This is a genomic window from Kitasatospora sp. Ki12, assembly GCF_054601375.1.
Window position 1 is genome coordinate 2,635,732 of the sequence record NZ_BAAIHT010000002.1, and the last position, 17,426, is coordinate 2,653,157.

18 protein-coding genes are annotated in these 17,426 nt (G+C 71.4%); 1 reads left to right on the forward strand and 17 read right to left on the reverse strand.

Annotated elements, in window-relative coordinates; translation table 11 throughout:
- Positions 1–37: 37 nt before the first annotated feature.
- The 16 genes from ACYP53_RS29255 to arc all read right to left on the reverse strand — a co-directional run bounded on the left by ACYP53_RS29255 (position 38) and on the right by arc (position 15,995).
- On the reverse strand, positions 38–1,207 hold the full coding sequence (locus ACYP53_RS29255) for an NAD(P)/FAD-dependent oxidoreductase (protein WP_229928917.1): 1,170 nt from the start codon (positions 1,205–1,207) through the stop codon (positions 38–40).
- Between the two features lie 132 nt (positions 1,208–1,339).
- Positions 1,340–2,236: a twin-arginine translocase subunit TatC gene (tatC, locus tag ACYP53_RS29260; protein WP_459649847.1), complete on the reverse strand. Its 897-nt coding sequence runs from the start codon at positions 2,234–2,236 to the stop codon at positions 1,340–1,342.
- 127 nt (positions 2,237–2,363) lie between these two features.
- The gene (gene tatA, locus ACYP53_RS29265; protein ID WP_189920964.1) at positions 2,364–2,663 is read right to left on the reverse strand and encodes a Sec-independent protein translocase subunit TatA; all 300 of its coding nucleotides are present in this window, start codon (positions 2,661–2,663) and stop codon (positions 2,364–2,366) included.
- Between the two features lie 208 nt (positions 2,664–2,871).
- A complete protein-coding gene (locus tag ACYP53_RS29270) occupies positions 2,872–3,051 on the reverse strand; it encodes a hypothetical protein (protein WP_229928918.1) in 180 nt (59 codons plus the stop codon).
- A 75-nt stretch (positions 3,052–3,126) separates the two neighbouring features.
- Positions 3,127–3,357, reverse strand: coding sequence for a hypothetical protein (locus ACYP53_RS29275; RefSeq protein WP_189920968.1), 231 nt, complete (start codon positions 3,355–3,357; stop codon positions 3,127–3,129).
- Between the two features lie 3 nt (positions 3,358–3,360).
- Positions 3,361–4,287 (reverse strand): helix-turn-helix transcriptional regulator, encoded by a 927-nt coding sequence (locus ACYP53_RS29280; protein WP_459649848.1) that lies wholly within the window; start codon positions 4,285–4,287, stop codon positions 3,361–3,363.
- Between the two features lie 26 nt (positions 4,288–4,313).
- Positions 4,314–5,294: a helix-turn-helix transcriptional regulator gene (locus ACYP53_RS29285; protein ID WP_459649608.1), complete on the reverse strand. Its 981-nt coding sequence runs from the start codon at positions 5,292–5,294 to the stop codon at positions 4,314–4,316.
- Between the two features lie 268 nt (positions 5,295–5,562).
- Positions 5,563–5,946 (reverse strand): FKBP-type peptidyl-prolyl cis-trans isomerase, encoded by a 384-nt coding sequence (locus tag ACYP53_RS29290; protein ID WP_189920972.1) that lies wholly within the window; start codon positions 5,944–5,946, stop codon positions 5,563–5,565.
- Positions 5,947–6,121: 175 nt separating this feature from the next.
- Positions 6,122–7,438: an FKBP-type peptidyl-prolyl cis-trans isomerase gene (locus ACYP53_RS29295; RefSeq protein WP_189920974.1), complete on the reverse strand. Its 1,317-nt coding sequence runs from the start codon at positions 7,436–7,438 to the stop codon at positions 6,122–6,124.
- Between the two features lie 263 nt (positions 7,439–7,701).
- Positions 7,702–8,691 (reverse strand): FKBP-type peptidyl-prolyl cis-trans isomerase, encoded by a 990-nt coding sequence (locus ACYP53_RS29300; RefSeq protein ID WP_189920976.1) that lies wholly within the window; start codon positions 8,689–8,691, stop codon positions 7,702–7,704.
- A 123-nt stretch (positions 8,692–8,814) separates the two neighbouring features.
- A complete protein-coding gene (gene pafA / locus ACYP53_RS29305) occupies positions 8,815–10,176 on the reverse strand; it encodes a Pup--protein ligase (RefSeq protein WP_189920978.1) in 1,362 nt (453 codons plus the stop codon).
- Positions 10,177–10,290: 114 nt separating this feature from the next.
- Entirely contained in the window at positions 10,291–11,052 is a 762-nt protein-coding gene (prcA, locus tag ACYP53_RS29310) for a proteasome subunit alpha (RefSeq protein WP_459649609.1), read from the reverse strand.
- 31 nt (positions 11,053–11,083) lie between these two features.
- Positions 11,084–11,926, reverse strand: a complete 843-nt coding sequence (prcB, locus tag ACYP53_RS29315; protein WP_189920982.1) for a proteasome subunit beta — start codon at positions 11,924–11,926, stop codon at positions 11,084–11,086.
- Between the two features lie 160 nt (positions 11,927–12,086).
- The gene (locus tag ACYP53_RS29320) at positions 12,087–12,305 is read right to left on the reverse strand and encodes a ubiquitin-like protein Pup (RefSeq protein WP_031069167.1); all 219 of its coding nucleotides are present in this window, start codon (positions 12,303–12,305) and stop codon (positions 12,087–12,089) included.
- Between the two features lie 183 nt (positions 12,306–12,488).
- A complete protein-coding gene (gene dop / locus ACYP53_RS29325) occupies positions 12,489–14,000 on the reverse strand; it encodes a depupylase/deamidase Dop (RefSeq protein WP_189920984.1) in 1,512 nt (503 codons plus the stop codon).
- Positions 14,001–14,228: 228 nt separating this feature from the next.
- A complete protein-coding gene (gene arc / locus ACYP53_RS29330; RefSeq protein WP_189920986.1) occupies positions 14,229–15,995 on the reverse strand; it encodes a proteasome ATPase in 1,767 nt (588 codons plus the stop codon).
- A gap of 284 nt (positions 15,996–16,279) precedes the next feature.
- On the opposite strand from arc, the gene ACYP53_RS29335 reads away from it, so the two are divergent.
- The gene (locus ACYP53_RS29335; RefSeq protein ID WP_189920988.1) at positions 16,280–16,585 is read left to right on the forward strand and encodes a ferredoxin; all 306 of its coding nucleotides are present in this window, start codon (positions 16,280–16,282) and stop codon (positions 16,583–16,585) included.
- Positions 16,586–16,613: 28 nt separating this feature from the next.
- On the opposite strand, the gene ACYP53_RS29340 is transcribed toward ACYP53_RS29335, so the two are convergent.
- Complete coding sequence (locus ACYP53_RS29340; protein ID WP_189920990.1) at positions 16,614–17,273, reverse strand: hypothetical protein; 660 nt, start codon at positions 17,271–17,273, stop codon at positions 16,614–16,616.
- Between the last annotated feature and the right edge of the window lie 153 nt (positions 17,274–17,426).

Consider the following 17,426-nt stretch of genomic DNA (forward strand, 5'->3'; position numbering starts at 1 on the left):
GGCGGGCACACGCCCCCCGTCAGCGGCGGAGGGCCGCTCAGGCGGTTCCGACGACCGGGAACCGGTCCGCGCGGAACGGCCCGAGGTCCAGCTCCGGCTGCTTGCCGGTGAGCTGCTCGGCGATCAGCAGCCCGGTCGCCGGGGCCAGCCCGATCCCGGCCCCCTCGTGCCCGCAGGCGTGGTGGAGCCCGGGCACCCGGGGGTCCGCGCCGATGGCCGGCAGGTGGTCCGGCAGGTACGGGCGGAAGCCCCGGTAGGCGCGCAGCACGGTGACGTCGGCGAGCACCGGGAAGAGCTCGGCGGCCTGGCCGGCCAGCCGGCGCAGCACCTCCTGGGAGAGCGTGCGGTCGAAGCCGACCCGCTCCCGGCTAGCGCCGATCAGCACCGGCCCGCCCGGGGTGCCCTCGATCACGGCGGAGGTCTCCAGGCCGGCGGAGCCGCTGGCCACGTTGGCCACGTAGTCGGCGGCGTACACCTTGTGCCGGACGACCCGCGGCAGCGGCTCGGTGACGAGGACGAAGCCGCGCCGGGGCATCACCGGCAGGTGCACCCCGGCCAGCGCGGCCAGTTCGCCGCCCCAGGTGCCGGCCGCGTTCACCACGGCGGGAGCGGCCAGCCGGCGGCGGTCGGTCCGCACGCCGCGCACGGCGCCGTCCGGCCCCAGGTCGACCGCCGTCACGGTCTCGCCGGTGATCAGCTCGGCGCCCATCCGGCGGGCCGCGCGCAGCAGGTGCGCGGCGGCCAGGGCGGGCTGAACCTGGGCGTCCTGGGGGTAGTGGAAGCCGCCGGCCAGCCCGGGGGCGAGGTGCGGCTCCAGCTCGCGCAGCCGCTCGCCGGGCACCTCCTCGGCGATCACGCCGACGGCGCGCTGCCCGGCGGCGAAGGCCCGCAGAGCCTCGTGCCCGGCGGCGGTGGAGGCGACCACCACCCCGCCCTTGGGCTCGTACTCGACGGCCTCGCCGAGGTCCTCGGCGAGTTCGCGCCAGAGCCGGGTGCTGAGCAGGGCGAGGTCGAGCTCGGGCCCGGGCTCCTTGTCGGAGACCAGCAGGTTGCCCTCGCCCGCGCCGGTGGTGCCGCCGGCCACCGGCCCGCGGTCCACGACGGCGACGGCGAGCCCGGCGCGGGCGGCGTAGTAGGCGCAGGCGGCACCGACCACTCCGGCGCCGACCACGACGACATCCAGGGGAGGTCTCTCGGTCTTCAGCACGTCAGTAATATGTCACATGCCATCCACCCTGCCAAGACCACCCGCCCGAAACCCGGAAACGCCCCCGACCAGCGGAAAGCCCCGGCCCACCGCTCGAAGCGACGGACCGGGGCTCCCTCAGGGCCCACCGGCTCAGGTGATGTCGTCCAGCTGCTCGTGGCGCGCCGCCGGCACCGGGGCGCTACTGGCCGCCGGGGCCGCCGAGGCCTGGACGGTCTCCGCACCGGCCACCGGCTGGACGGACAGGTCCAGGTGCGAGGCCTCCTCGTCGTCCAGCCCCGCGTCCGGGTTGCGGCGCGCCTTGCGCTTGTCGTTGAAGAGCGCGATCGCCACGGCGACGAAGTACAGCGCCCAGATCGGCGCCGACAGCAGCAGCATGCTGACCGGGTCGGCGCCCGGGGTGGCGAACGCGGCGAACACCGTGATGGCCATGACCATCCCGCGCCACCAGCTGAGCAGCCGCTTGCCGGTCACGATGCCGACCAGGTTGAGCATCACCAGCAGCAGCGGGAACTCGAAGGCCAGGCCGAAGACCAGCACCATCCGGGTGGCGATGTCGAAGTAGTCCTCGGGCGGCAGGATCGGCACCGTGTCGCTCGGGGTGAACGAGATCAGCATCTCGACCATGGTCGGCATCACCATGATCGCGCAGCCGACACCCGCCAGGAACAGCGGGGCGCCGCAGACCATGAAGAGGACCGCGTACTTCTTCTCGTTCCGGTGCAGACCGGGCGCCACGAAGGCCCACACCTGGTACAGCCAGACCGGGACGGCCGCGACCACACCCGCCGTCAGCGCGACCTTCAGCATCCAGTTGAAGCCTGCGGTGAGGCCGATGTTAGACACCTGGGCGCAGCGCCCGTGGTAGTGGTCCGCGTCCACCTTGGAGTTGCACTGCGGCAGCGGCTGGAGCAGGAAGTGCTCGATCTGCTTGTGGTAGATCGCCGCGATGACCGCGAACAGCACGATCGCCAGGACCGACTTGACCACGCGGTTGCGCAGTTCCCGCAGGTGGTCGGCGAGGGCCATCCGCCCCTCAGGATCCTTTGACGCCTTCGGCGCCTTGGAGAGCTTGCTCAACCCCGGTCCTCAACTCGTGCGTCGAGGCCCGCCGGTCGGCGGGCCTCCGTGGTCGCGTACGTCACGTGCGCCGTGCTCAGCGCGGGCGGTCGCCGTCGGACGCGGTCGTCCCGGCGGCGGGCTCCGCCACCGGACGGGCCGTGGCCGAGGCTCCCGGAGCGGCCTGGACCGTCTTGACCTGGTCGCCCGCCACCGGCGGCGCGGCGGCCTGCGCCGCTTCCCCGGACTTCCCGTCCGAACGCATCGCCTTGGCCTCGCTCTTCAGGATCCGCAGCGACTGCCCCAGCGACCGCGCCACCTCCGGCAGCCGCTTGGCTCCGAACAGCACGATGGCGAGTACCACGATCACCACGATCCCGGTCATCGAGATGCGCATGCGCGACCACCTTCAGTCATGGCGGCCCGACGGGCCGTCCGCTGCGGATGGTAACCGCTGCGGATGACGCCACGACGACGGCCGCCCGAACAGGACAGCGGCCCCCGCTACACGGTTCTCAGGAGCCATCTGAGAGCGTAACCCGCCCCTGCCTCCCCGCAGCAGCCCCCGTACCGGGAACGGCTTCGCCGTGCTACGGCGGCCGGCGCTACGCCCGGCCCGGCATCGCGTCCGCGAGGTCCTCCGCGGCCGAGGCCAGCGCCCGCGCCGCCGTGTCCACGCCCTTGGCCAGTGCCCGCACGTCCAGCCAGAGCCGGATCGCGAGGACCCCCAGGACCAGCAGGCCCGCGGTGGCGAGCAGGACGGCGGCGACGAGCATCCAGGACATGCGCCCCACCCTATACGGGCTCGGCGCCCGCCCCGCGGATCAGCCGAGGCCCGCCCCGCCCCACAGGACGAGGCGCTACCCCTCGGCCGGGACGAGCCGCATGGTGCGCACCCCCGCCCCGGTGAGCGCCTCGACGATCTTCTCCCCGGCCTGCTTGCGCACCGCCGCCCCGCACAGCGGGCAGCCGAAGCTGTAGTGCGCCTGGGCCGGGGTGCGACCGAGGGTCAGCCGGAACTCCTCGGCCGGGAGCTCCACCTTCTCCCGGCACTCCGAGCAGTACACCTTGAATCTGGTCCCGGGTTCCACCGCTCAGACCTGCCCCTCCCCGTAGGCGGCCAGCGCCTCCCGCGCGGCCGAGCGCGCCTGCTCGGCCAGTTCGGGCGGCGAGACGATCCGGCCGTCCCGGCCCAGCCGCAGCGCCAGCGGGCGCAGCTGGGAGGGGTCGGCGCTGCGCAGGGTGATTCGCAGCCCGCCGTCGGGCAGTTCCTCGGCCCGGTCGTGGGTGTAGTACTCGGCCACCCAGCGCCCGCCGGAGGAGACCTCGACGACCACCTCGGGGTCGTCCGCCGCCGGGTTGACCAGCCCGCCGCTGAGGTCGCGGGGCTCGCGCCGGGGCGGGTCGGCGGGGACGTCCAGCACGCGGATCTCGGCGACCCGGTCCAGCCGGAACATCCGGTGGTCCTCGGAGGTGCGGCACCAGGTCTCGAGGTAGGTGTGGCCCTCGGTGAGCAGCCGGATCGGGTCGACCTCGCGCTCGGTCATCCCGCCGCGCCCGTGCGAGTAGTAGCGCAGCCAGAGCCGGCGGCCCTCGCTGAGCGCGCGGTCGATGTCGGCGAACACGTGGCTCTCCGCCTCGAAGGTGACGCCGACCCGGGCGCTGCCCTCGGCGCTCTCCCCCGCGGCGTTCTCGATCTTGGCGACGGCCCGGGTGAGGGCCTCCCGGTCCCCGGCCCGCAGTCCGGGCAGCCCGGCCACCGCGCGGGCGGCCACCAGCAGCGCGGTCGCCTCGTCGGAGGCCAGCCGCAGCGGCTGGGCCACGTCGTCGACGTTGTGCCACCAGATCCGCTCGCCGTCGGTGTCGATGTCGAGCAGGTCACCGCCGCGGAAGCTGGTGCCGCACATCGGCAGCACGTTGAGGTCGCCGATCAGCTCGCGCTCGCTGATCCCGAAGGCCCTGGCCACCTCGGCGACCTCGGCCCCGGGCCGCTCGCGCAGGTAGGTGACCAGCGACAGCATCCGCCTGGTCTGGTCGATCGCATTACTCACGCCCGCACACCTTCCACGTCCAGCCCAGCGACCGCCCGCAGCCGGTCGACCACATCCACCCGCAGCTCCTCCGGCCCGAGCACCAGCACGTCCGGCCCGAACTCCGCCAGGTCGGCGCCCAGCCCGTTGCCGTACGGGATCTCCAGCTCGTCCCAGACCTCGTCCACCCGGGTGGTGGTCAGCGCCTTGGTGCGCAGCGGGAAGCCGGCGCCCCGGCGGACCCGCACGGTCGCGGTGGCGGTGGCGCCCTCCCCCGCGAACTTCGCCACGGTCGCCCGGACGTCCACGTGCTCGGGGACGGTGCCGAGGAAGGCCCCGTTCTTGGCGCGCACCTTGCCGGTGATCCGGCTGAGCCGGAACACCCGGGCGTCGCTGCGGTCGCGGTCGTACCCGGCCAGGTACCAGTGCCCGCGCCAGCACTCCAGCGCCCACGGCTCGACGCTGCGCTGCTCGACGGCGGCGGCGCCGGCCTTGCGGTACTCGAAGGTGACCGGCCGGCGGTCCCGGGCGGCGGTGAGCAGCGGCTCGAACGCGGCCTCCCGGGCGGGGATGCGCGGCTCCAGGGCGGTGCGGCCCTCGGTCTCGGCGAACGGCACCCCGGCCGCGCGCAGCTTCTGCAGCGCGCCGCTGGCCGCGCCGGACATCTTGGCCTGCTGCCAGACCCGGGCGGCCAGGGTCAGCGCGGCCGCCTCCTCGGCGTCCAGCGCGATCTCGGGCAGCCGGTTGCGGTCGGCCCGGGCCAGGTAGCCGAGCTCGCCGTCCAGGGCGCTCTCGTCGACGTCGATCACCAGGCCGAGCTCGCGCAGGTCGTCCTTGTCCCGCTCGAACATCCGGTTGAAGGCGTCCTCGCTGGCGCCCTGCCAGGCCTCGCGGTACGCCTCGATGGATTCCCGCAGCTCCTTCTTGGAGAGCGGACGTCTGGTGTTCATCAGGCACAGGGCGAGATTCATCAGCCGCTCTGCCTTGGCGATCGCCATCGCTGACCCTTCCGGTGTGCCGCGCCGTGCGCGGGGTGCGCCAACCGGGCGATCACCACCCGGCGGGACCGACCGTACCGGTAGCGGTACGCACTGCAAAAGCGGCCTCCCGCACCCCGTCCCCGCGCGGTGCCGTCCCGGCCCGGACAAGCCCGTGGACCGGGCCCGGACAAGCCCGTGGACCGGGCCCGGACAAGCCCGTGGACCGGGCCCGGACAAGCCCGTGGGCCGGGCCCCCGGAGGGGTCCGGCCCACGGTGCGAGCAGGCTCAGACGGCCAGCAGGTCGACCACGAAGATCAGGGTCGAGCCGGCCGGGATGGCCGGGGTCGGCGACTGGTTGCCGTACGCCAGGTGCGCCGGGATGGTCAGCTCGCGGCGGCCACCGACCTTCATGCCGACGACGCCCTGGTCCCAGCCCTTGATGACCCGGCCGCCGCCCAGCGGGAAGCGGAACTCGTTCGGGCTCCGGTTCCAGCTGGCGTCGAACTCCTCGCCGGTCTCGAAGGTCACGCCGACGTAGCGGACGCTGACGTTCTGGCCCTTCTTGGCCTCCGCGCCGTCGCCGACGACGATGTCGCGGATCTGCAGCTCCGCCGGGGCGTCCCCGATCGGGAAGTCGATCTCGGGCTTCTCGTTGAGGTTGACGCTCACAGTCCCTCTTCTCACGTTTCGCGTTGCATTCACGACCAAGCGGCGGGCGCCCGCACCCGGCCCACCCGCACGACGGTGCGGGCGGACCACGGTACCGGCGCCCGCCGCCCGTCCGGGTCCGGCCACGCGGCCGGGCCCGGAGGTCACACGCACACCATTGTCACCCGAAAGTGGATCAGCCCTGACCGGCGTCCAGGATGTCCACCACGAAGACCAGCGTCGCGCCGGGCGGGATGTCGCCCTGGCCCTTGTCGCCGTAGCCCAGCGCGGCCGGGATCACCAGCTCGACCCGGCTGCCCACGGTCTGGCCCTCCAGCCCCTGGTCCCAGCCCGGGATGACCTGGCCGCCGCCGACCGGGAAGGTGAACGCCTGGCCCTTGCTGAGCGAGGAGTCGAAGACCTTGCCGTCCTTGAACAGCGCGCCGGTGTACTGGACGACGACCTTCTCGCCCTTCTCCACCTTCGGCCCGGTGCCCTTGATCAGGACGTGGGACTTCAGCTCGGTCGGGTCCTTGGCGCCGGCCACCGGGGTGATCTCGGCCGGCTTCTTGCCGTTGTCCTTGACCTGCGGGAAGTCGGCCGGCGGCGGGGTGACCGTGCCGCTGAGCACCGCGTCGGGCGCGTTGGCGTTGCGGATGTCGATCACGAAGATCAGGTTGTCCTTCGCCCCGATCGACATGTCGGCCTTGCCCTGGGGGCCGAACGCGGCGGCCGGCGGGGCCACCACCAGCAGCCGGCTGCCGGCCTTCTTCCCGACCACGGCCTGGTCCAGGGCCGGGATCAGCGCGTCGGTGCCCGCCTGGAAGATCTGCGGCTTGCCGTTGGCGTCGTACGAGCTCGGGATGTCCTTGCCGGTGTTCCAGTCCTTGGCGGTGTAGTCCACCGAGGTCCAGGAGTTCTTCTCGACCTTGGCGCCGGAGCCCTCGGAGAGCACCTTGACCACGAAGGAGCCGTCGGAGGCCTCGCCCGGCACCTGGATCTCGGCCTTCTTGCCGAAGTCACCGGTGACGGTCGGCAGCACCTTGGCGCTGTCCTTGATCGGCGGCACCGGCTCGGCGCTCGGCGTGGGCGGCGCGGTCTTGGCCGCGTCCGGCTTGGCCGCGGTGGCGTCCTTGTCCCCGCCGTCCTTGTTGACCAGGTACAGCGTCACGGCGCTGCCGGCCAGCAGCACGGCCAGCACGGTGCCGAGGATCACACCGAGCCTGCCGACTCCCGGCGGGTTCTCGTCGTACCCGGCCTCGGAGGTGTCGGCCCGGCGCACCGTGGACGCGAAGATCTGCGGGGCCTCGTCCGTCTTCGTCCCGCCCTGGGCGCGCGGGGCCTCGCCGGGCTGCGCCCAGCCGGCCTGCTGCTTCAGGATCGACGGCGGGACGACGATCGACTCGCCGTCCCCCGGGAGCGGGCCGCCGGGACGAGAGGCCGCCGGGTCACCCGCAGCGCTGTCGTTGGCCGCGGTGCCGGCCCCGCCCGGGCTCGGCGTCTTCTCAGTCATGACTCCCCATCCATCTCGCCACAGGTCTTCCAGGTCTGCGTCCGGCGTGCTGAGCGCCGGCCTGCCGTCGCACCGCCCGCCCCGGACCTTGGCGCCGGGCGGCGCCTGCCACAGCGCGAGGGCAGTATGACAGCTAAGGATGAGGACGGACGCTTCGTTGTACGAGCGTCCGCCCAAGCGTACGGAATCCCCCCGGTGACTTCCTAGTGTTCCTAGTGTGTGCCTGACAATTCGCGCACCCGGCGGGAATCGTCGGGCACGCCCTACACCGCTTCCAGGATGTCGATCACGAAGACCAGCGTGGAGTTCGCGGGGACGGCGCCCTGCGCCTTGTCCTGGTAGCCGAGCGCGGGCGGCACCACGAGCAGCACCCGGCTGCCGACGTTCTGCCCGACCAGCCCCTTGTCCCAGCCCTCGATCACGCTGCCGGTGCCGATCTGCACGGCCTGCGCGCCGCCGTGCGTCCAGGAGGCGTCGAACTGCTGGCCGTTGCTCCACAGCACCCCGGTGTACTGCACCACCAGGGTCTGCCCGCTCTTGACCTGCTTGCCCTCGCCCTTGATCAGCACCGCCTGCTGCAGGTCGGTGGGCGCGGCCTGCCCGGCCGGGACGGTGATCGTCGCCGGCGCCTTGCCGTTGTCCTTGACCTGCGGCAGCGTCGCGGCGGGCTCGGTCATGTTCCCGGTCAGCGCGGAGTCCTGCGGCAGGCTCTCCACGATGTCCAGCACGAACACCACGGTGTCGTTCTTGTTGACCCCGAGCTGGCCGGAGCCCTGCTCGCCGAAGGCCGCCGCCGGCGGCGCCACCACCAGCAGCCGGCTGCCCACCTTCTTGCCGATCACGCTCTGGTCCAGCGCCGGCACCAGCTGCCCGCTGCCGGCCTGGTAGAGCTGCGGCTTGCCGTTGTCGTCGTACGAGCTGGGCAGGTCCTTGCCGGTGGTCCAGTCCTTCGCGGTGTAGTTGACCGTGACCCAGTCGCCTTTGTTGACGGTGGAACGCTCGCCCTCGGTGACCGTGTTCACCACGAACTGGCCGGTGGGCTGCCGGCCCTCCGGGATGGTGATGGTCGCCTTGCTGCCGAATCCGCCACCCGAAAGGGTGGGCATCGGCGAGGCCTCGCCGACCGGCGCCGGCACCGTCGGGGCGGCGCTCGCCGGGGACGGGGTCGCCGGGCCGGCCGCCTTGGGGGAACTGCTGCAGGCGACCGCCAGCAGTAGCGGCAGGGTGAGAAGCAAACCGGCGGTGCGGCGCACGGTGGTCCTAACTGTCGGTCGAAGTCGGCTCTCCTGACTCGACGGACAGCGTATGCCCGGCACGCGTCCGGCCCCGGTAGACACCACCGGGGCCGGTCACGACCTTGATCACGACGGCGCGGGCTACATCCCCGCGATGAGCTTCTCCACCCTCTCGTCCACCGAACGGAACGGGTCCTTGCACAGCACCGTGCGCTGCGCCTGGTCGTTCAGCTTCAGGTGCACCCAGTCCACCGTGAAGTCCCGGCGCTGCTCCTGCGCCCGGCGGATGAAGTCCCCGCGCAGCCGGGCCCGGGTGGTCTGCGGCGGGATCGACTTGGCCTCGAAGGTCTTGAGGTCGGTGGTCACCCGCTGCGCCTGGTTCTTGGCCTGGAGCAGGTAGAACAGGCCGCGCCGGCGGTGGATGTCGTGGTACGCGAGGTCGATCTGCGCCACCCGCGGGTTGGACATGCTCATCTGGTGCTTCTCGCGGTAGCGCTCGATGAGCTTGTACTTCATGATCCAGTCGATCTCGGTGGCCACCCCGTCCAGCCGCTCGCTGCGGACGGCCTCCAGGGTGCGGCCCCACAGGTCGAGGATCCGGGCGACGGTGCCGGTGTTGATGCCCTTGCGGTCGGCGAACTCCAGGGCCTTGGTGTAGTACTCCTCCTGGATGTCCAGCGCGCTGGCCTCGCGGCCGTTGGCGAGCCGCACCTGGTGGGTCCCGGTGAGGTCGTGGCTGACCTCGCGGATCGCCCGGATCGGGTTCTCCAGGGTGAGGTCGCGCATCACCACGCCGGCCTCGATCAGCCGCAGCACCAGGTCGGTGGCGCCGACCTTGAGCAGCGTCGTGGTCTCGGACATGTTGGAGTCGCCGACGATCACGTGCAGCCGGCGGTAGCGCTCGGCGTCCGCGTGCGGCTCGTCCCTGGTGTTGATGATCGGCCGCGAGCGGGTGGTGGCGGAGCTGACGCCCTCCCAGATGTGCTCGGCCCGCTGGCTGACGCAGAAGACCGCGCCGCGCGGGGTCTGCAGCACCTTGCCGGCGCCGCAGATCAGCTGCCGGGTGACCAGGAAGGGGATCAGCACGTCGGCCAGCCGGGAGAACTCGCCGTGCCGGGCCACGCAGTAGTTCTCGTGGCAGCCGTACGAGTTGCCGGCCGAGTCGGTGTTGTTCTTGAAGAGGTAGACGTCGCCGGCGATGCCCTCCTCGTGCAGCCGCCGCTCGGCGTCCACCAGGAGGCCTTCGAGGATGCGCTCCCCGGCCTTGTCGTGGGTCACCAGCTCGACCACGTCGTCGCACTCGGGGGTGGCGTACTCGGGGTGAGAGCCGACGTCGAGGTAGAGCCGGGCGCCGTTGCGCAGGAAGACGTTGCTGCTGCGGCCCCAGGAGACGACCCGGCGGAACAGGTACCGCGCGACCTCGTCCGGCGACAGCCGCCGCTGCCCGCGGAACGTGCAGGTCACGCCGTACTCGTTCTCCAGCCCGAAAATCCGGCGGTCCATGAGCACTCCATTCTGGTCGGAGCTGTCCGAAACCGCCTCCACGACGACTGGGCCGCCGCAGGGGCATCGGAGTCCCGCACGGCGGGCTGCGCCGTCGTACGGGACTCCGCCGTACTACTCGTCCGACGGCGTGGCCGCCGCCGGCTTCTCGTCGTCGTCCGCCTCGGCGGACTGGTCCCCGTCGAGCAGCCGGCCGAGCTGGTTGCCGAGGATCCGCTTGAACTTGCGCTGCTGGAAGCGCTGGCGGTCGAGGACCGCCACCTCCAGCTGCTCCGGGGTGAGGCTGCGCGGGCTGCCGCCGTTGGGGTCCCGGGCGAGCGAGTCGACCGCGACCTTCACCGCCTCGGTGAGGCTCATGCCCACGCGGTGGCGCTGGCCCAGGTAGTTGCCGATCGAGTCGGCGTTGCCGCCGACCACCACGTAGTTCTTCTCGTCGACGACCGAGCCGTCCGGCGTGAGCCGGTAGATCTGGTCGTTGTCGGCGCTCTTGCCGACCTCGGCGACGATCAGCTCGACCTCGTACGGCTTCTCGCCGACCGAGGAGAAGATGGTGCCCAGGGTCTGGGCGTACACGTTGGCCAGGCCCCGGGCCGTGACGTCGGCCCGGTCGTAGGAGTAGCCGCGCAGGTCGGCGTAGCGGACGCCGCCGATGCGCAGGTTCTCGAACTCGTTGTAGCGCCCGACCGCCGCGAAGGCGATCTTGTCGTAGATCTCGGAGACCTTGTGGAGCGCCCTGGAGGTGTTCTCCGCGACGAAGACGATGCCCTCGGCGTAGGTGAGCACGACCACGCTGCGGCCGCGCGCGATGCCCTTGCGGGCGTACTCCGCGCGGTCCGCCATGGCCTGCTGGGGCGAGACGTAGAACGGTGTCGACACCGGCGGTCGTCCCTTTCCTGTGAGGTGATGGCTAGATCAGCGGGGCCTGCGGGCCGTTGGGGTGGGTCAGGCGCTCGTCGGTGATGGCGACGACGACTTCGGTGACCTCCGCCTCGGTGAGCCGGCGGAAGCCGTCCTCGGTGATCAGCGAGACGATCGGGAAGATCTTGCGGGCGAGGTCCGGGCCGCCGGTGGCGGAGTCGTCGTCCGCCGCGTCGTAGAGGGCCTGGACGACCAGGGTGACGGCCTGGTCCGCGGTCAGGCCGTCGCGGTAGAGCTTCTTCATCGAGCCGCGGGCGAAGACCGAGCCCGAACCGGTGGCGGCGAAGCCGCGCTCCTCGGAACGCCCGCCGGTGACGTCGTAGTTGAAGATCCGGCCGCGGCCGCGGTCCAGGTCGTAGCCCGCGAAGATCGGCACGACCGCGAGGCCCTGCATCGCCATGCCCAGGTTGCCCCGGATCATGGTGGTGAGGCGGTTGGCCTTGCCCTCCAGGGAGAGCGTGGCGCCCTCGATCTTCTCGTAGTGCTCCAGCTCCAGCTGGAACAGCCGGACCATCTCGACCGCGAGCCCGGCGGTGCCGGCGATGCCGACCGCGCTGTACTCGTCGGCCGGGAAGACCTTCTCGATGTCGCGCTGGGCGATCACGTTGCCCATCGTCGCGCGGCGGTCGCCGGCGATCACGACACCGCCGTCGAAGACCGCGGCCACGATCGTGGTCCCGTGCGGCGCCTCGACCACCGAGCCCTCGGGCAGCCCCCGGCCGCCCGGGAGCAGCTCGGGCTTGTGCTCGGCGAGGAAGTCGAGGAACGAGGACGACCCCGGGGTCAGGAAGGCAGCCGGTAGACGCCCGGTGCCACGAGTGTTGGCTTCCACACGATTCCTTCCAGGTAGCTTGAAGCTCGCGTTGCCCGCACCCTACCCGCCCGACGATCACTGTCCACGGGTGGTGGGGAGGTGCCGGGCGGCCGGGCGGCGAGCGCCGCCCGACCGCCCTCGACGGTCGCGACCGTGAATTCCCGATGACCGGTACGGGCTATTGCCCGCCCTTCTGCACGAATCCACGCACGAAATCTTCCGCATTCGACTCGAGGACCTCGTCGATTTCGTCCAGCACCGCGTCGACGTCGTCGCTCAGCTTTTCCTGGCGCTCCTTGAGGTCGTCGGAATTCTGCGTTTCGGCAGCCTGCTCCTCGACCTCCTCGGAGGACCGGTTTGCCCGCTGCTGGCCGCCGCCGGTGTCCTTGCTCGCCATTTCCCTCACCCCGCTCGATTCGTCTGGCACGGTTTGGTCGGTTGGGTCGTTGCCGGTTGCACCGACCCTATACACAAGGTGCGACTGCCGCTCCCGGTTTGCCGGTGGCGCTTCCTGTCCAACACCCGCTGCCACCCCGGATGATTCCCATTCGGCGGACGTTCACCCGTGGTGATCGAAAAGTTACCCGCCGGAGAGCACCCGGAGCAGGTCCTCCGCCGTGCGGCAGCGGTCCAGCAGCTCCTTGACGTGGTTGCGCGTCCCGCGCAGCGGCTCCAGCGTGGGCACCCGCTGCAACGAGTCCCGGCCCGGCAGGTCGAAGATCACCGAGTCCCAGGAGGCCGCCGCGACGTGGTCCGCGTACTGCTCCAGGCAGCGCCCGCGGAAGTAGGCCCTGGTGTCCTCCGGGGGCTTGGAGACGGCCCGCTCGACCTCGTCCTCGGTCAGCAGCCGCTCGAAGCGTCCACGGGCCACCAGGCGGTTGTAGAGGCCCTTCTCGGGCCGCACGTCGCTGTACTGGAGGTCGACCAGCTGCAGCCGGGAGTTGGACCACTCCAGGGCGTCCCGGCTGCGGTAGCCCTCCAGGATCTCCCGCTTGGCGATCCAGTCCAGCTCCTTGGAGAGCGACATCGGGTCGCGCTCCAGCCGGCCCAGGACGTCCTCCCAGCGCGTCAGCACGTCCACCGTCTGCTCGTCCGCGTCGTTGCCGAAGCGGTCCTCGACGTACTTGCGGGCCAGCTCGAAGTACTCGAGCTGGAGCTGGACGGCGGTGAGCCTGCGCCCGTTCCGCAGGGTGATCAGGTGTTTGAGGGTCGGGTCGTGGGAGACCCGGTGCAGGGTCCGCACCGGCTGGTCGACGGCGAGGTCGGCGGCGATGAAGGAGTCCTCGATCATCGACAGGACCAGCGCGGTGGTGCCCAGCTTGAGGTAGGTGGAGATCTCGGAGAGGTTGGCGTCCCCGATGATCACGTGCAGCCGGCGGTACTTCTCCGCGTCGGCGTGCGGTTCGTCCCGGGTGTTGATGATCGGCCGCTTGAGCGTGGTCTCCAGGCCGACCTCGACCTCGAAGTAGTCCGCCCGCTGGCTGATCTGGAAGCCGTGCGCCGAGCCGTCCTGGCCGATGCCGACCCGGCCGGCGCCGGTCACCACCTGGCGGGAGACGAAGAACGGGGTCAGGTGGCGCACGATGTCGGCGAACGGCGTCGCCCGCTTCATCAGGTAGTTCTCGTGGGTGCCGTAGGAGGCGCCCTTGTTGTCGGTGTTGTTCTTGTACAGGTGGATGTTCTGCCCGTTGGGCAGCTCCAGCGCGCGCTGCGCCGCGGCCGCCATGATCCGCTCGCCCGCCTTGTCCCAGAGCACGGCGTCGCGCGGGTTGGTCACCTCGGGCGAGCTGTACTCGGGGTGCGCGTGGTCCACGTAGAACCGGGCCCCGTTGGTGAGGATGACGTTGGCCAGGCCGATGTCCTCGTCGGTCAGCTGGCTGGCGTCCGCCACCTCGCGCGCCAGGTCGAAGCCCCGCGCGTCGCGCAGCGGATTCTCCTCCTCGAAGTCCCAGCGGGCCCGCCGTGCCCGGTGCATCGCCGCCGCGTACGCGTTGACGATCTGGGACGAGGTGAGCATGGCGTTGGCGTTGGGGTGGCCGGGCACGGAGATTCCGTACTCGGTCTCGATGCCCATCACTCGCCGTACGGTCATGCGGCCCTCCTTGCCCGGTGCGCCGCCCCCGGCGGGCGGAGCACGCTGACGTACCGCTGAACAACACCGGCGCCGGCCATCTGACCGCGGACGGTGGGTCGAGCCTAGGTCCAGGCGCGGGACGGCGGCCCCCGAGACGCGCCGTCCGGCTGCGGGGCCGCGAGGCGCCACAGCCGGACGGTGTGCGTACAGCTCCGGGGACCGCTGCCGGCCCGGGTAACCGCGTGCTTACAGGTACTGCCCCGTGTTGGCGACGGTGTCGATCGAGCGGCCGGACTCGGCGCCCTGCTTGCCGGTGACCAGCGTGCGGATGAAGACGATCCGCTCGCCCTTCTTGCCGGAGATGCGGGCCCAGTCGTCCGGGTTGGTGGTGTTCGGGAGGTCCTCGTTCTCCTTGAACTCGTCCACGCAGGCGGCGAGCAGGTGGGAGACGCGCAGACCGCGCTGACCGTGGTCGAGGAAGTCCTTGATGGCCATCTTCTTCGCGCGGTCGACGATGTTCTGGATCATCGCGCCGGAGTTGAAGTCCTTGAAGTACAGGACCTCCTTGTCACCGTTGGCGTAGGTGACCTCCAGGAAGCGGTTCTCCTCCGTCTCGGAGTACATCCGCTCCACCACCGACTGGATCATCGCGGCCACCGTGGCCGCGACGGAGCTGTCGTGCTCCTTGAGGTCGTCCGGGTGGAACGGCAGCGAGTCCTTGAGGTACTTGGAGAAGATGTCCTTCGCGGCCTCGGCGTCCGGGCGCTCGATCTTGATCTTGACGTCCAGGCGGCCGGGCCGCAGGATCGCCGGGTCGATCATGTCCTCGCGGTTCGAGGCGCCGATGACGATGACGTTCTCCAGGCCCTCCACACCGTCGATCTCGGCGAGCAGCTGCGGGACGATGGTGTTCTCCACGTCCGAGCTGACACCGGAACCGCGGGTGCGGAACAGCGACTCCATCTCGTCGAAGAAGACGATGACGGGCGTGCCCTCGCTGGCCTTCTCCCGGGCCCGCTGGAAGACCAGGCGGATCTGCCGCTCGGTCTCGCCGACGTACTTGTTGAGCAGCTCCGGGCCCTTGATGTTGAGGAAGTAGCTCTTCCCCTGGGGCCGGCCGGTCACCTCGGCGACCTTCTTGGCCAGCGAGTTGGCGACCGCCTTGGCGATCAGCGTCTTGCCGCAGCCGGGCGGGCCGTAGAGCAGGACGCCCTTCGGCGGGCGCAGCTCGTACTCCTTGAAGAGGTCGGCGTGCAGGTACGGCAGCTCGACCGCGTCGCGGATCAGCTCGATCTGGTTGCTGAGGCCGCCGATCTGGCGGTAGTCGATGTCCGGGACCTCCTCGAGGACCAGCTCCTCGACCTCGGACTTCGGCACGACCTCGTACACGTAGCCGGAGCGGGGCTCCAGCAACAGGGCGTCCCCCGCCCGGATGGTGAGCTCGCGCAGCGGCTCCGCGAGGCGCACCACGCGCTCCTCGTCGGTGTGGCCGAGAACCAGGGCTCGCTCGCCGTCCTCCAGGACCTCCTTGAGGGTGACGATCTCGCCGATGCGCTCGAAGGCCATCGCGTCCACGATGTTGAGGGCCTCGTTGAGCATCACCTCCTGGCCGCGCCGCAGCTCGTCGAGGGCGACGTTGGGGCTGACGTTCACACGGAGCTTCCGCCCGCCGGTGAAGATGTCGGCGGTCCCGTCCTCGTTCGCGTCGAGGAAGGTGCCGAAGCCCGCCGGGGGCTGTGCCAGCCGGTCCACTTCCTCCTTGAGGGCCACGATCTGGTCGCGGGCCTCACGCAGGGTGGAGGCGAGCCGTTCGTTCTGGGCGGACACGCCGGCCAGGTTGGTCTGGAGCTCGACGATCCGCTCTTCGAGGATTCTCGAATTGCGCGGCGAGTCGGCGAGCTTGCGGCGCAGCACGGCGATTTCCTGCTCAAGGTACGAGACCTGAGCGGCCTCGTCGGAACCACGAGCGGGCCTGCCGGTGCTGCGGTTGTAGTCGTCATCGTGGGCTGCCACGGTCCTCACCTCCTCCGGGGAGCTGGACGCTTCCAGACCCTACCTGGGACCAGGGGTCCGTAAACCCCTAGATCAAGAAAGATGGAACGGGCGTGTCCGATCTTCGCCCCAGCGTGCTTCCCCTCTGCTAAGGGGATACCCACCGCGCACCGCCCAAAGCGGGCCAGATGTATCGTCGAGCGAAGTGATATCCGATCGCGACCACGACGCGAGGTCCGATCGTTGTACGAATGGCGGGATTGCTCCCAGAAATGGGCGACCCGGGACAGAAACGGCAGGGAACCATGTCGGTGACCGAGCAGACTGCGGCGACGACCGAGGCGCTGGAGGTGTGGATCGACCAGGATCTGTGCACCGGCGACGGCATCTGCGTCCAGTACGCACCGGAGGTCTTCGAGCTGGACATCGACGGCCTGGCGTACGTGAAGGGCGAGGACGACGAGCTGCGCCAGCAGCCCGGGGAGACCGCCCCGGTGCCGCTGACGCTCCTTCAGGACGTGGTGGACTCGGCGAAGGAGTGCCCCGGCGACTGCATCCACGTGCGCCGGGTCGCCGACCGGGTCGAGGTGTACGGCCCGGACGCGGAGTGAGGGTAGTGAGGGTGTAGGGCCGGGCCGCTCAGGCCTGGCCCGCCGGGGCGGCGGCCTGGGAGCGTTCCCAGCCGCCGCCCTTGCGCGTCCAGGTGAGGTCGAGTGAGATGTCGGGGCGGAAGCGCGGCACGTCCTCGCTCGAATACCCCTGCGCGTGGCCGGTGATGGCGCCGTCCGAACGCACCGCGAGCCGGCTCACGGTGAGGTTCTCGCGCTCGGTGAGCAGGGTGGCCAGGACCGTCGGGCGGTCGCCGGGGCCGAAGCCGAGCAGGAAGACGGAGTCCGGCGGGGTGCCGGTCTCGGCGCCGCAGTGCGCGGCGACCACCGTGCCGGGGCGTCCGTCGCCCAGCCGGGCGGGCACGCTGATCGCCGTCCTGACCGGGAACGGTCCGCAGTCGAGCGGGAGTTGGGCCAGGGCCGGATCGGGGGCCGCGGTCGCGGCGAGGGCCGCGGGGGCGCCGTGGGCGGGCACCGGGGTGCCGGTCGCCGGGGAGGCCGCGAGGGCCGCGCCCACCACCGCCCCGCAGCCGGCCAGGGCCACGGCCCAGTGCCAGGGCGCGGTCCGGGCGTGCCCGGACCGGGGGCCGCCCCGCGGTGTCTGCTGTCCAACCGTCGCCGTCGTCCCGACCGCGGTCTCCACCAGGCGTCCCCTCCAGAGTTCCAGGAGCTGGTCCGTTCGAGCGAGCATCGTCCCACACCGTGCCGGTGAACTCACGGCCGGGGAGCGCGTCATGGGGCAGGCCCACCCACGGCCCGCCGGGGAGCCCGTCATGGAACGGGCCTCCGCCGAAGCCCGGCCGGCGAGCCGAAGGGGCGCGCCGGTGCCGAAAGGGAGAAGCGA